Here is a 12892-nt window from a genome sequence, read left to right as displayed (position 1 = left end):
TCATGCAAAAGCGCCCCCTCGGCCGGTCTCACATCGCCATCGCCCCGCTGGTTCTGGGCGGCAACGTCTTCGGCTGGACGGCGGATGAGGCGACCTCGCACAGTGTGCTGGACGCCTTCGTGGCGGGCGGTTTCGACTGCATCGACAGCGCCGATGTCTATTCGGCCTGGGTTCCGGGTCACACCGGCGGCGAGAGCGAGACGGTGCTGGGCGCCTGGCTGAAGAAGCGGGGCAGGCGGGACGATGTCGTCATCGCCACCAAGGTCGGCATGTGGCCGGCCCGGCCGGGGCTGTCGGCGAAGAACATCGTCGAGGCCTGCGAGGACAGCCTGCGCCGGCTGCAGACCGACTACATCGACCTCTACCAGTCGCACCGCGACGACGCCGAGACCCCGCAGGACGAGACGGCCGAGGCCTTCGACAAGCTGCTGAAGGCCGGCAAGGTTCGGGCCTTGGGGGCTTCGAACTTCGACGCGGGCCGGCTTGGCTCGGCGCTGGATATCTCCGCCCACAAGGGCGCGGGGCGCTACGACAGCCTGCAGCCGGCCTACAATCTGATGGACCGGGGCATCGAAGGGCCGCTGCTCGATCTCTGTATCGAACGTGAGGTCGGGATCATCAGCTACTACGGCCTGGCCAGCGGCTTTCTGACCGGCAAGTACCGGACCGCCGAGGACTACGGCAAAAGCCCGCGCGGCGGCGGCATGAAGAAGTATCTCGAGAGCGAGAAGGGGCCCCGGGTCCTGGCCGCGCTGGATGCCGTGGCCGCCGAGACCGGGGCGACGCAGGCGCAGGTCTCGCTGGCCTGGATCATGGCCAGGCCTGGCCTGACCGCGCCGATCGCCAGTGCGACCAGTGTTGCTCAGCTCGAAGAGCTGATGGGCGCGGCACGGCTGACCCTGTCTGACGCCCAGATGACCCGGTTGAACGAGGCGAGCGCTTAGATAATCGCTCCCCCTCTGGGGGAGCTGGCGGCGCCGATAGGCGACGACTGAGGGGGCAGCGCCGACGCCTGAACTGTCTTGGCGCAGATCACCGACCGCCGGTGCTGCCCCCACCACCACCGCCTTCGGCGGCGGTCCCCCTCCCCCAAAGGGGGAGGAACTGGGGTCTAGACCCTTTCAGGTTTTGATGTACGCATCAAAACCTGATCAAAAGGGTCTAGAATCAAACATTTAGAGCATGTCCGGGCGGGCGAACCGCATACACTTCGCCCTGACATGCTCTAAGCGATCTGGCGCCCATCGAGCGCGGCAAGCCGCAGGCGAGGGCCTTCCTCGCCGCTGCGCGACAGGCTGTGCAGCTTGAGTTCGCTGACCGTCCTGCCCATCAGCCGGGCGGTCATGCCCAGCGGCTGATAGAGGCCGATGAAGCGGTCGATCTCGCCGTCGGCGCCGATCAGCGGGGCCAGCATCATCTCCAGGCCAACGGCGCCGCCAACGGCGTCCGAGCGGATCTCGCCGGTGATCTGCAGCGGCTCGGGCCGGCGGCGGATCTGTTCGACGGCCAGGCGCAGGGCGGCCCGATCGGCGGGGTTGAACAGGGTCAGCAGATTGACGCCGCGCAGGTCGCGCTGGTGCAGCTGGGCGATCAGGCCGCCCACCAGGCGGAAGGGCAGGTCGCCGGCTTCGCGGCGGCCGACGATCAGCACCTGGGGCAGGATGTCGACGAAATCCATCGGATCGATGTCGGCGCGCCGAGGCGCGACAAAGGCCCCGGCGCGGGCACGCCAATACTCCGTCAATCTGTCCATGTTTGGATGGGCCATCGCTCCACCCTGCCTCCTGACGGTCCAAAGCGACCGCACAAGGGTTGCAGGGAAGGATCGCGCCACGGGTTTTGTGTTTCGGAATGACACAGATCGGCGCGGTTCTTGCATGGGAGGCGAGGACGTATTTGGCGGGAGCGACCCCATGGGTTTGCGCAATACATTTCTCGGACTGGCGGCGGGGTTCGTCCTGCTGCTGATCGGTTCGGCCACACCGGACGAGGCGGCCGCGCAGTGCTGCGCCCCACCGCCGCCACCGTGCTGCACGCCGCCCAGCCCGCCGCCCTGCTGCACCCCGCCGACACCGCCGCCGCGGCCGCCCAGCCCGCCCAGCTGCTGTGACAGCGGCGGCGGACGGGTCAACGTCACGGTCAACGCCAACGTCACGGCCGTGGCCGTCTCCGGCGCGGGCAGCCGCGCCGGCGCGGTCGTCTACGGCGGCGGCGGCGGTGGGGGCGGCGGCTACGTCGGTCCCGGCACGGTCGGCGTCATCCAGGGCCTGAACGTCGAAGGCGCCCTGAAGAAGAAACAGGTCGCCTACGAGGCCAAGCGCACCCGCACCCGCCGCGTCGTCATCCGCGCCTACTGCGTCGACGACCGCGACACGCCCCACCCGGCCAGCCAGGTGTTCGCCGGCGAAGACGTGGCCGACGGCTACGAGGGCGAACTCTATCGCTGCATCGCCGGCACCCGCATGCAGTGGACCGTCATCGAGTGGGAGATGCGGGCCAGCAATCAGGGCGGCAAGAGCTACTTCTGCAACAAGAACGAAAGCCTCTATTACGAGCAGGAGCTGGCCGGCGGCCCGAACGGCGGCGCCAGCGTCGAAGGCGGACACCGCGCCGGCCGCGTGGCCTGCCGTCCGCAACGTCCGGCCCGTGACTGCAACGAACGCTCGCTGCTGCGCCGCTTCGGCGCCGGGGTGAAGGTGATCACCATCACCGAGGTCGAGACCTACACCGCCTACCGCGAAGAAACGGTCCGCGAGGAGTCCTCGTCGAGCTTCAGCATGAGCCTCGACGGCGGCGTCGGCGGCTCGGTCTACTAAGCAATCAGGTTACCGGCAGTCCCGGAACCGGCAGGACCGTTGCCTCCTTGAGGCAGCGGTCCATTGTTTTTCCCCAGGTCGCCAGCAGGAAGCCGTCGCGGTCCTCGGTTTCGCCCCACAGGGTGATGTCGCTGTCGTAGTCCTTGAGGATCCGGTCGCGCACCGCATTGGCGCGTTCGTCCCCCAGCTTTTCGGCCAGGGCGTTGGTGTGAGCCTCCATCTGCGGCTCGAAGTTATGGAAGGCGGTGTTGGCCGAGGTGATGCGCGGGTCGCTGCTGCCGATGTCGACGGCGGCCTCGAACAGCGAACCGACCGCAGCGCATTCGCCCCAGTGATAAAGCTCATCCTCCTCAGGGCCGGCCGCGAAGGCCGGACCCGCGAGCAGGGTCAGGGCGAAGGCGGTGGCGAGCGCTTTCATTTCTTCTCCTTCGGGACCACGACCAGGCGCCAGGCCTTGTCCTTGCCCAGGTACTCGCGGGCGGCGGCCTGGACGTCGGCGGCCGAGACCCGCTCGACCCCGGCCAGCTGCGAGCGCACCGCGTCGAGGCGGCGGCTGTCGGTCTGGGCGCCGGCCAGCTGGCCGGCCCAGAACTCGTTGGTCTGCTGGTTCTTGGACAGGCGCTCGAGATAGGGCTTCTTGGCCCGGGTCATCTCGTCGGCGGTCGGCGGGTTGGCGGCCAGGTCGGCGGCGATCTTGTCGACATCGCGGAAGAAGCCGTCCGCCAGAGCCGGCGGCACCTCGACACTGGCCATGACATAGCCCCAGTCGGTCCAGACGGCGCTGGCGTTGGCCGAGGCGTTGGGGCTGTAGGTCGCCCCCTGTTTCTCGCGCAGCTCGTCGGTCAGGCGCAGGCTGAGGACCTCGGCCATGACGTTGATGTTGCGGGCCTTCTGGACGTTGGAGAAGAAGTCGTCGGTGCGCCAGACCACCAGGGCGGCCGACTGGTCGGCGCGGCCGTTGTGGAAGAGCTTCAGCGGCGCGGCGTTGGGGGCGGGGAAGCCGACCATTCGGGCGCCGGCCGGCAGGGCGACGGGCTCGGCCCGCTTGGGCAGGGCGCCGAAGGTGGCGGCGGTGATCTCGATCGCCTTGTCGATGGTGATGTCGCCGACGATGATCACCTCGATCGGAGCGTTGGCCAGCGCCGGGGCGACGTTGGCCTTAACCTGGGCCAGTTCGGTCGCCTTGATCTCGGCGGGGGTCGGCCAGGTCCAGCGGCGGTCGCCGCTGTGCAGCAGGCCGGCGAGGTCGCGGGACAGCATGCCGCCGGTGGTCGCCTGGTACTGCTCGTCATAGGTGCCGGCGACAGTGCGGATGCGCTGGAAGCCGGCCGGGCGCCAGGCGGCGTCGGTGGCGTAGGCGGCCAGGACCTGCATCTGCAGCTCGGCGTCATCGGGTCGGGTCGAGCCGGCCAGCAGGAAGGCGTCGTCCTCGACCCCGAAGCTGGCGCCGTAGACCCGCGAGGCCAGCACCCGCTCCATGTCCTCGGCGGTGATCTTGCCCAGACCCCCTTCGATGATGGCCGGGGCGGCCCAGGTGGTGCTCTGCTTGTCGGCGGGCAGGCCGAGGGTGCCGTTGCCCATGCGGACGCGCACCAGGATCTGGTCGTCGCGGAACTTGGTCGGCTTGACGGTCAGGCGGACGCCGTTTTCGAACCGCACCATGACGGCGTCGAGATCGGTGATGTCCTTCTGCTCGACGACCTTGCTGGGCGTGCCGAAGCTCTCGTAGGGCCAGGATTGCTGGCCGGCGGCGGTCGGGGGTGAAACATCGCCCTTCAGCGAGGCCTGGTAGGCATCCATGACCGCCACTTCCGCGCCGTTCACGGCCGTCGGGGTGGCCAGGAAGATCAGCGGGCCCTGGCCGTTGAAGGCGGTCTTCAGGCTGGCCGAGACCGTCTCGGCCTTCAGGTCCTTCACGATGCTTTCGAACAGTTCGAGGTCCTGGGCCGGGCTGGTGACCACCTCGGCGTCGTTGATGCTGCCGACCAGTTCGGCGGCCAGGCCCGGGGTGCGGCGGGTCGCGGCGCCGGCGACGCGGGATTTGAAGAAGGTGCGGAACTCCTCGATCTCGCGGTCGAGCTCGGGCTGCAGCACGCCGTACTGCACGGCGCGGCGCTGTTCGGTCATGGCCGCGGTCAAGGCCAGGCGCCATTCGCCGGGACGGCTGGTGACCGCGATGGAGGTGACCTCGGCGGCATGCAGCTGGTCACCCTTGAAGGCGCCGGCGCTGATGAAGGGCGGCTCGGCGCCGCGCATCAGGGTGTTGAAGCGGCGGTTGAGAACGGCGAAGCCGAGCTGCTCGATGACGTCGGCCTTGCGCTTGGCCAGGCTGTCTTTCTGAAGCTGCGGGGGCGCCATCCAGGTGATCTGCAGAGCGGTCGGGGAGCCGGGCTGGACCGCGACCAGCGCCTCGGGCTTGCGCGGGGCGACGGGGCCGAGGTCCGGCTCGCCGCCGTCGGGGCCACGACCTTCCCAGTCGCTGAAGCGGGCCTTGATCCTGGCTTCCATGGCGTCGAGGTCGAAGTCGCCGACCATCACCAGGGTGGCCCGTTCGGGGCGGTAGAAGCCGTCATAGAAGGCGGCGATGCGGTCGCGGCTGGCGGTCTGGAGAATCTCGACCTGGCCGATGGCGTAGCGTTTGGGCGGCAGTTGGCCCTTCATCTGGAATTCGAGGCGCTTCTTGTAGGTCTGCCAACCGGGGGTGTCGCGGGCCCGCTCTTCGGAGAGGACGACGCCGCGTTCGCGATCGACAGCGTCGGCGGCGATCAGCAGGTTCCCGGCGGTTTCGCGCATCATCTGCAGCGAGACATCGACGGTCTCGTCGTCGGTCTTCGGCAGGTTGAGCTGGTAGATGGTCTCGTCGAAGCCGGTCGATGCGTTGGTGTCGGCCCCAAAGGCCAGGCCGTGGCGTTCGAGGATCTTGACCAGTTCGCCTTCCGGAATAGCCTTGGAGCCGTTGAAGGCCATGTGCTCGAGGAAGTGGGCCAGACCCTGCTGGTCGTCGCTCTCGTTCAGCGAGCCGGCACGGAAGTGCAGGCGCAGGGCCGCTTCACCGGGCGGGGTGGCGTTCTTCATCAGCGCATAGCGCATGCCGTTGGGCAGGGCGCCGAAGCGGATTTGCGGGTCGGGGGCGACGTCGCTCGAGGCCTGGGGCCAGGCGCCGGCCGGCAGGATCAGCGGGTTGACGGCGGGCGCCGCCGCCGGGGCCCTGGACTCTTTGGGCGGTTTGGCCGGGGCGGTGGCGACCGCTTCGGGCTTGGGTCCGGGGAGGAAGCTCTTGACCTGGGCGCAGGCGGCAAGGGCGGCAACCAGCGCGGCGACAGCAGCCGCGCGGGCGAAACGGTTCAGATGGGGCAAGTCCAGAGCACTCGGATTTCTTGTTTGAGGGCCACCTTCGCCGCGCCTCGCGGCCATGGCAAGGCGCAGGTGTGGCGGGGGTTGGCCTTGGCGGACCGCGGGTCGCCGTGGCCCGGGGGCGGAGGGCATTGGGGAGGTGGTTAGGCGCGACTGTCGAAGCGACAGGTCATTATACATCGGATGGACTGCGGGCAGCAGAAATAGTCGATTTAAATCAGAATCTTGGGTCCACCCTCAGGGCTGCATTCAGCCGCCTTGGGGTGGGCTTTCGACCCCCGGGGAGGCCATATGGGACCACCCCCGGACCACCCCGTTTCGACCGGCCAGCGGGTGCGGTGCCACCGCGGCCCGGTTGGCGTGGCGAAAGGGCGATGAATATGTCTAGACATATTCATGTGTGGGCCTCGGTCAGGCCCGTCGGGTCGCCACAAGGGCGCCGGTCAGGGCGGCGAGCAGCTTGGTCGGATAGGAGACCAGCTCCCAAAGCCAGTCCCTGGCGTCGACCTGGGCGGCCAGCACCATGGCGGTGTCGGCGATGATGTAGACCAGGGCCACGGCGCCGGCGGCGATCAGGCCGTTGCGGCGGTCACGCTTGCGGGCGATCAGCCAGCCGGCGCCGAACATCAGCGGGATGCCGGCGACGATGCTGCTGACCGGGGCGGCCTTGAGGGCAAAGGCTTCGTAGTAGGCCTGGGGGTGGCCGGGCTCGAAGAAGGTCCCCCAGACCCAGACGGCGCCGAAGGCGATCAGGACGTTGAGGACCATGACCGCCAGGGCGAAGCCCGGAATGATGAGCAGGTCTCGCAGGCGCATATGAGGGTCCCCCGACCGTGGCGTCCGACGGAGAGGGTGCTGACGACGGGGCGGTCAAGTCAAGGATTGGGCGAACACCGGATTGTCTACTGTCTGAGTAGAGGTTAGAGTCACCTCATCCGGGGTGAGCGGTCCCCCGGTCAGGCGGAGGCCCAAGCACCGAGCCTAGAGCCGTGCGGAGACCGTCCCTTGAGTGAAGTTCAATCTGCCGTCCCGAGCTTCCGGGAGTTTGTCCTTTCCAGCCTGAAGGTCGGTTGCCTGGGGTTCGGCGGTCCGGCGGGGCAGATCGCCCTGATGCACCGCGAGTGGATCGATGAGAAGAAGTGGATCGACGAGCCGCGCTATCTGCATGCGTTGAGCTACTGCACCCTGTTGCCGGGGCCCGAGGCCCAGCAACTGGCCACCTATGTCGGCTGGCTGTTGCACGGCATTCGCGGCGGGCTGGCGGCGGGGCTGCTGTTCGTGCTGCCCGGGGCGGTGCTGGTGACGGCTCTGGCCTGGCTCTACGCGGCGCATGGCGACCAGCCGTGGCTGGCGGCGGCCTTCTGGGGGGTGAAGGCGGCGGTGCTGGCGCTGGTCGCCGAGGCGCTACAGCGGGTCGGCAAGCGGGCGCTGAAGGGGCGGATCGACCTGGTCATCGCCATTCTGGCCTTCGTGGCCCTGGCGGTGTTCAGCGCGCCGTTCCCGGTGGTGATCCTGGCGGCGGCGGTGACCGGGCTGATCGCCAGCCGTGGGGCGGCGAAGCCGGCAGCGGTGGCGCAGGCGCGCGTGCCGGTCCGGCGGACCCTGGGGGTGACCGCCCTGTGGCTGGTCATCTGGCTGACGCCGCTGGTCGCCGTCGTGCTCGTGTTCGGGCCGGACCACTGGCTGAGCCGGGTGGGAGAGGTGTTCGCGGCCCTGGCGGCGGTCACCTTCGGCGGGGCCTACGCCATGCTGGCCTGGCTGCAGCAGCAGGCGGTCGAGGTGCAGGGCTGGCTGACCACGGCCCAGATGATCGACGGGCTGGGCCTGGCCGAGACGACGCCGGGGCCGCTGGTGCTGGTCAACGGGTTTGTCGGGTTCATGGCCGGCTGGAACAACGGCGGGCCGTGGTGGGCCCTGGCCGGGGCGGGGATGGCCCTGTGGCAGACCTTCGCGCCGAGCTTCCTCTACATCTTCGCGGGAGCGCCCTATGCCGAGCGGCTGCGCCAGAGCCCGGCGGCGACCGGGCTGCTGCGGGCGGTGACAGCGGCGGTGCTGGGGGTGATCGCCAGCCTGGCGCTGTGGTTCGCCCTGCATGTGGTGTTCACCCAGTCGGCGATGCTGGCGACGCCCTGGGGAGGGCGGCTGAGCGTGCCGGTGTGGGGGAGTTTCGACCTCTGGGCGCTGGTGCTCGCCGTGGCGGCGGGCGTGGCGCTGATCAGGTTCCACGTCAACGTGATGCTGGTGATCGTCGGCTGCGCGGTGGTGGGGTTGGCGAAGTGGATAGTGGGGTTCTGAGGGGTCGCTCCGGCCTCACGCCCCCACCCACCGTCACCCCAAGACTTGTTCTTGGGGTCCACCGTTCATCCGCCGCTAGCGGGAGCGGTGGAGGCGCAGCCGCGCTTCCAAAGTGCTGATCGTCGACACATCAACCGTGGGCCCCAAGAACAAGTCTTGGGGTGACGGTGGAAAATTGGAAGCAGGAGTTGGGGGTTTTGACGCCCCTCAGTTCCCAGGCCGCGTCACGTAGAAGCTGGCGTTGTTGCCGGTCGCTGTCGATACGCCGACGACGCTGCGGGCGCCCTGGTTGCCGACCGAGTTGGTCGCCGTGCTGGAGACGTCGCCCATGTTGGTCTGGCTGTTGTTGACGCTCATCGTGCCGGTACAGTCGCTGCAGGCGTAGCCGGTCACATCGTTCCCCACCGCAACCGCCTGGGTGTAGCTGTCGTAGCCGTCCGTGCCGGTGAAGGTGGCGAGCACCTCGACGCCGCCGACGCCGCTCCACTGGGTGTTGTCGAGCACCAGGGTCTCGCCGCTGTTGCCGGCCACGGCGGTGTTGCCGGCCCCGTAGGCGTTCACGGAAGCGGAGCCAAACTGATAGGCAGAACTTTCCGCCTGGCTGCGCACATAGGCATTGTTGACCTGCTGGCTGGTCACATCCAGCAGCGGGCCCTGGTTGAAGACATTGGCGCTGTTGCCGGCGGCGGTGGTGCTGGTCAGGGCCGACTGGACGTTGCCATAGGCGGTGAACTTGCTGGCCTGGACCAGGGCGCCGTCGTTGGTCTGGCCAAGGGCCAGGCGCTGGGCCGAGGTGGTGTCGCCGACCGAGCTGATGTTGTTACCGACCGCAACGCCGGAGATGGCGCTGGTCCCGCTGACGTACTGCATGACGGCGCCGCCGTCGGCCAGGACGTCGGCCGCGCTGGTCTGGTTGACCCGCACCCCGGCCGATCCGTTGGTCAGGCCCAGCGTGGCGTTGTTGGAGATGGCCGTGGTGGCGGCGGTGATGTCGCCGGCCTGGGCCAGATCGCCCTCGATCTGGGTGCGAGCGGTGATCTCGTCGGCGAAGGTGGCGGTCTGGGTGATGACGCCGGTCATCGTGGCTTCGTTGATGCCGATGTCGGCCGTGTTGCCGAGCGCCATGGTGCTGACAGCCGTGTCGGCGCCGAGGTTGGTATCGACGTTGATCACGGTCTGGGCGATCACCGAGCCGACCATGGTCTGGTTGGAGGTGACGGCCATGTCGGTGCGGTCGCCGTAGGCCTGGACCTGGTTGCCGGTCGCGGTCGTGGACTGCTGGGCGCCTTCCTCGACGGTGACGATGTTCAGCGTGCCTTGGGAGAAGACATCGCCGTTCTGGACCTGGTTGTTGACGACCGGGCTCTGGGCCAGCGCCGCCGTCGCGAGGGCGCTAGTAGCGACCCCGCAGAGCGCGACCAGCATCACCATCGCGCTTTTCGTTCCAGCGATTGGGGTCTTCGCGGGTTTGCGCATTGTTGGTCCTCAGGTTGTCGTAGGCGGGGGTAAAGCCGCCGGTCATGCCGGTCGTGCCGCCCGCCAGGGGGTCGGCGGTCAGGCAGGATTGCGGGCCGGGCATGCCGTAGAGGTTGGCGGTCATCTCGACCGTGGCCCGTTCGATCAGCGAGCGGACGGCCAGCTGCAGGGGCTCCTGCGCGCCGGCGCCGGCCGAGACGTCGAAGATGTTGCCGTTCAGGAAGTCGAACAGGCCGATGCCGACCTCGCGGCCGACGATCTGCTTCTGGTAGCTGATGACGTCCACCACCTCGGTGGTGCGGACGTTGACCAGCCGCAGGTCGATGGCGACGTTCATCACATAGATGCTGTTGCGGGCGTTGCCCTTCAGGCCGGTGGTGTTCTTGTCGCCGGCGTACAGGTCGGCGCCGACCGAATAGATGTTGTAGTTCAGCTCGGTGATGCCGCCGACCAGGTAGAAGTCGACGCCGGCCATCTGGCCTTCGTAGATCTTGCGGCTGTCGACCGGACCCGCGCCGCCGCCCGGACCCCGGGGGCTGTCGCTGATCAGCTTGTTGTTGCTGTACTTCAGGTCCAGCTCGCTGATCGAGGTGTCGAAGCGCTCGACCAGCGGCATGCCGGCCTTGGCGAAGGCGGTCATGGCCATCAGCGAGGCGCCTTGCGTCACCTTGCGGCCGGACCCGTCGGCCTCGCTCTTGCCGGTGTAGTCGCTGATGCGGCCGACCGCGATGCGCGGGGCGCCCAGCTTGTTCTGTCGGGCGTACTGGCCGATGCAGACCAGGGCCGCCGAATAGGGGCTGGGGTTGGCGGTGACCGGGGCGGTGCCGATCGGCTTGGCGTAGAGGCCATTGGGGCCGGCGACCGGAGTCACACAGCCCGAAAGCCCGAGGGCGGCGATGGAGAGGAGGGCGCCGACGCGCGCCACGGGCTTAATCATCATCGCCGGTCCCCGAGGTGGCGGTCACATCGCCATTGTTGATCTGGGTGCTGTCGACGATCACCACGTTGTAGGAGCCCTGGGTGATCACCACGAGATTGTTGCCGATGGCCGTCGAACTGCCCGCCCCGCTGTAGCTGTCGAGCGAGCCGCCCGAGCGGGTGAAGGTCGACTGGTCGTCGTCGGTCAGCATGACGCCATCGACGATGACCCGGTTGCCGTTCGCGTCGCGGGTCGAATAGTCGACCATGCGGTTTTCCTGGCCCGACACGCGGCCATAGCCGGCGTTGTAGTTGGCCGAGCCGGTGTTGCTCTGGGCCAGGGCGGGCAGCGCCACCAGGCTTGCCGCCGTTCCCAGAAGAATGATCGAAACCTTGGCCATCGGTGTTGCTCCACGCCTCCCCGCATACGTCGCCGTTAACCATGCAATCGGCGTGCCAGAACGGGACGGTCCCCATGTTGGGCAGGAGGTCTGGCGATTTGGTTAAGTGAATGCGGCAAAGCGCGTCGGGAACCCGACCTCTACACACTGGCGTCAGCGCGGTTGATCTGCCCGTCCATTTGAGCGACCCTCATTATGTCTAGAGATAACCGAGGGAGGACGACCCGGTGCTGGTATCCCAGATTCTCAAGGACAAGGGCGACATGGTGTTCACGGCCTCGCCGTCGGACACCGTCGGCTCGGTCGCTGCGCTGCTGCACAGCCGCCGGGTGGGCGCGATGATCCTTGTCAACGAAGACGGGGGCGTGGCGGGCATCGTTTCCGAACGCGACGTCGTCACCGTGGTGGCGCGGGAGGGCGCGGGGGGGCTGTTGAAGCCCGTCTCTATATGCATGACCGCCGATGTGGTGTTCGCCGACCCGAAAGAGACGGTGGACCAGTTGCTCGAGCGGATGACCGACCGGCGGATCCGGCACCTGCCGGTGCTGCGCGACGGGCGGCTGGCCGGGATTGTCTCGATCGGCGACCTGGTGAAGCACAAGATTTCGGAAGTGACCGCCGAGGCGGATGGGCTGAGAGCCTATATCGCGGCGGGGTAGGGGGTCTTAGCGATCCCCACCTCTACCGCTCATCCCGACGAAAGTCGGGACCCAGTGCCCACCCACGTGAACGCGTACGGCTGTGATCAGCGCCAGCCTGTCTTCTGGTTTGCCAGCTGGGTCCCGACTTCCGTCGGGATGAGCGGATTTATTGGATCGCGCCCGGCTGCGCCGCAGCCTCGGCAAGCGTATAGCCCTCGAGCACCTCGGCCGTCGCATCGCGCGTGCGGCGCAGGCTCTCTCTCAGAGGGCAGGTCTCCAGGTCAGGGCAGTCATCACACTTGCGGAAGGCGGTGACGCTGACACAGGGCGCGAGGGCGAGCGGTCCGTCGATGGCGCGGATGACCTCGGCGAAGGTGATGTCCGCGGCGGGCCGCGACAGCACATAGCCGCCGAACTTGCCTCGCCGGCTGGTGACGATGTGACGCCGCGCCAGCTCCAGCAGAATGGCCTCGAGGAACTTGCGCGGGGCGTCGGCGCGCAGGGCCAGCTCGCCGGCCGTCACCTGGCCCGGATCACGGGCCAGTTCGACGAGGGCGCGGAGCGCGTAGCGGGCCTTGCTGGAGAGCATATGCAGGGAGACCTTTTGGGAAGCGTTTTTGAGGGCTGCGGCCCGGCGACGCAAGCCTGCGCGCGATTGCCTTGAAATTGCCCCTTGCGACTCGGACGGAGCCCCCCTAGATAGCCGCCTCCGCCGCAGACACACCGGCCGGAAACGCCAACCTCCCAAGGGATCGAGGCTTTCCAGAAGGTGAGGACACGGAGGATCAGCTGGATGTTCAGACCCGCATGGCGGGGGCGGCCGAAAGGCGGTTCCCAGACGGATCGGTTCGGCCTTCGAAACGGAAGCTTCGGTTTCCGAAAAAACTCGAAGGCAGACGAACAATCGGTTGACACTGACGAGGCCGGCAACTAGATACGCCGCTCTTCGCCGGGACCGGGCGCAAAACGGTCGGATCGCTGACGCGGTTCT

At 68.1% G+C, this 12892-nt stretch carries 12 protein-coding genes; 4 read left to right on the top strand and 8 right to left on the bottom strand.

Annotation, left to right across the window (positions count from 1 at the left end):
• Positions 1-2: 2 nt before the first annotated feature.
• Positions 3-944: an aldo/keto reductase gene (locus AC2YG9_RS18235; protein ID WP_487299416.1), complete on the top strand. Its 942-nt coding sequence runs from the start codon at positions 3-5 to the stop codon at positions 942-944.
• A gap of 281 nt (positions 945-1225) precedes the next feature.
• Here AC2YG9_RS18235 and AC2YG9_RS18230 read toward each other — a convergent pair whose 3' ends face one another.
• On the bottom strand, positions 1226-1768 hold the full coding sequence (locus AC2YG9_RS18230; protein WP_487299415.1) for a PAS domain-containing protein: 543 nt from the start codon (positions 1766-1768) through the stop codon (positions 1226-1228).
• A 145-nt stretch (positions 1769-1913) separates the two neighbouring features.
• Here AC2YG9_RS18230 and AC2YG9_RS18225 point away from each other — a divergent pair, with 145 nt between their 5' ends.
• The gene (locus AC2YG9_RS18225) at positions 1914-2816 is read left to right on the top strand and encodes a hypothetical protein (protein WP_487299414.1); all 903 of its coding nucleotides are present in this window, start codon (positions 1914-1916) and stop codon (positions 2814-2816) included.
• 4 nt (positions 2817-2820) lie between these two features.
• Here the strand turns inward: AC2YG9_RS18225 and AC2YG9_RS18220 are convergent, their stop codons facing one another.
• The 3 genes from AC2YG9_RS18220 to AC2YG9_RS18210 all read right to left on the bottom strand — a co-directional run bounded on the left by AC2YG9_RS18220 (position 2821) and on the right by AC2YG9_RS18210 (position 6986).
• Positions 2821-3234, bottom strand: coding sequence for a hypothetical protein (locus AC2YG9_RS18220; protein ID WP_487299413.1), 414 nt, complete (start codon positions 3232-3234; stop codon positions 2821-2823).
• A complete protein-coding gene (locus AC2YG9_RS18215; RefSeq protein WP_487299412.1) occupies positions 3231-6173 on the bottom strand; it encodes a M16 family metallopeptidase in 2943 nt (980 codons plus the stop codon). The genes AC2YG9_RS18220 and AC2YG9_RS18215 overlap by 4 nt, the downstream gene beginning before the upstream one ends.
• Before the next feature lie 408 nt (positions 6174-6581).
• Positions 6582-6986: a hypothetical protein gene (locus tag AC2YG9_RS18210; protein WP_487299411.1), complete on the bottom strand. Its 405-nt coding sequence runs from the start codon at positions 6984-6986 to the stop codon at positions 6582-6584.
• A gap of 189 nt (positions 6987-7175) precedes the next feature.
• Between AC2YG9_RS18210 and chrA the strand changes: the two genes are divergently transcribed.
• On the top strand, positions 7176-8465 hold the full coding sequence (chrA, locus tag AC2YG9_RS18205; RefSeq protein WP_487299410.1) for a chromate efflux transporter: 1290 nt from the start codon (positions 7176-7178) through the stop codon (positions 8463-8465).
• Positions 8466-8672: 207 nt separating this feature from the next.
• On the opposite strand, the gene hfaD is transcribed toward chrA, so the two are convergent.
• Genes hfaD through hfaA form a run of 3 tightly spaced genes read right to left on the bottom strand, consistent with a single transcriptional unit; the run spans position 8673 to position 11260 of the window.
• Positions 8673-9896, bottom strand: coding sequence for a holdfast anchor protein HfaD (gene hfaD / locus AC2YG9_RS18200; RefSeq protein ID WP_487299409.1), 1224 nt, complete (start codon positions 9894-9896; stop codon positions 8673-8675).
• Positions 9859-10881 (bottom strand): holdfast anchoring protein HfaB, encoded by a 1023-nt coding sequence (gene hfaB / locus AC2YG9_RS18195; RefSeq protein ID WP_487299408.1) that lies wholly within the window; start codon positions 10879-10881, stop codon positions 9859-9861. The genes hfaD and hfaB overlap by 38 nt, the downstream gene beginning before the upstream one ends.
• Positions 10871-11260 (bottom strand): holdfast anchoring protein HfaA, encoded by a 390-nt coding sequence (gene hfaA / locus AC2YG9_RS18190; protein WP_487299407.1) that lies wholly within the window; start codon positions 11258-11260, stop codon positions 10871-10873. The genes hfaB and hfaA overlap by 11 nt, the downstream gene beginning before the upstream one ends.
• Positions 11261-11487: 227 nt before the next feature.
• On the opposite strand from hfaA, the gene AC2YG9_RS18185 reads away from it, so the two are divergent.
• On the top strand, positions 11488-11919 hold the full coding sequence (locus AC2YG9_RS18185; protein WP_487299406.1) for a CBS domain-containing protein: 432 nt from the start codon (positions 11488-11490) through the stop codon (positions 11917-11919).
• Positions 11920-12067: 148 nt separating this feature from the next.
• Here the strand turns inward: AC2YG9_RS18185 and AC2YG9_RS18180 are convergent, their stop codons facing one another.
• Positions 12068-12490, bottom strand: a complete 423-nt coding sequence (locus AC2YG9_RS18180) for an RrF2 family transcriptional regulator (RefSeq protein ID WP_487299405.1) — start codon at positions 12488-12490, stop codon at positions 12068-12070.
• Positions 12491-12892: the final 402 nt, after the last annotated feature.

The organism is Caulobacter sp. SRI_014 (genome assembly GCF_057586315.1).
The sequence above is the reverse complement of the archived record's forward strand: the minus strand, read 5'-3'. Positions and strand labels throughout refer to the sequence as shown.

Coding starts and splice junctions, on each gene's coding strand:
- AC2YG9_RS18235 (WP_487299416.1), top strand. CDS start 3: ATGCAAAAGCGCCCCCTCGGCCGGTCTCACATCGCCATCGCCCCGCTG.
- AC2YG9_RS18230 (WP_487299415.1), bottom strand. CDS start 1,768: ATGGCCCATCCAAACATGGACAGATTGACGGAGTATTGGCGTGCCCGC.
- AC2YG9_RS18225 (WP_487299414.1), top strand. CDS start 1,914: ATGGGTTTGCGCAATACATTTCTCGGACTGGCGGCGGGGTTCGTCCTG.
- AC2YG9_RS18220 (WP_487299413.1), bottom strand. CDS start 3,234: ATGAAAGCGCTCGCCACCGCCTTCGCCCTGACCCTGCTCGCGGGTCCG.
- AC2YG9_RS18210 (WP_487299411.1), bottom strand. CDS start 6,986: ATGCGCCTGCGAGACCTGCTCATCATTCCGGGCTTCGCCCTGGCGGTC.
- hfaD (WP_487299409.1), bottom strand. CDS start 9,896: ATGGTGATGCTGGTCGCGCTCTGCGGGGTCGCTACTAGCGCCCTCGCG.
- hfaB (WP_487299408.1), bottom strand. CDS start 10,881: ATGATGATTAAGCCCGTGGCGCGCGTCGGCGCCCTCCTCTCCATCGCC.
- hfaA (WP_487299407.1), bottom strand. CDS start 11,260: ATGGCCAAGGTTTCGATCATTCTTCTGGGAACGGCGGCAAGCCTGGTG.
- AC2YG9_RS18180 (WP_487299405.1), bottom strand. CDS start 12,490: ATGCTCTCCAGCAAGGCCCGCTACGCGCTCCGCGCCCTCGTCGAACTG.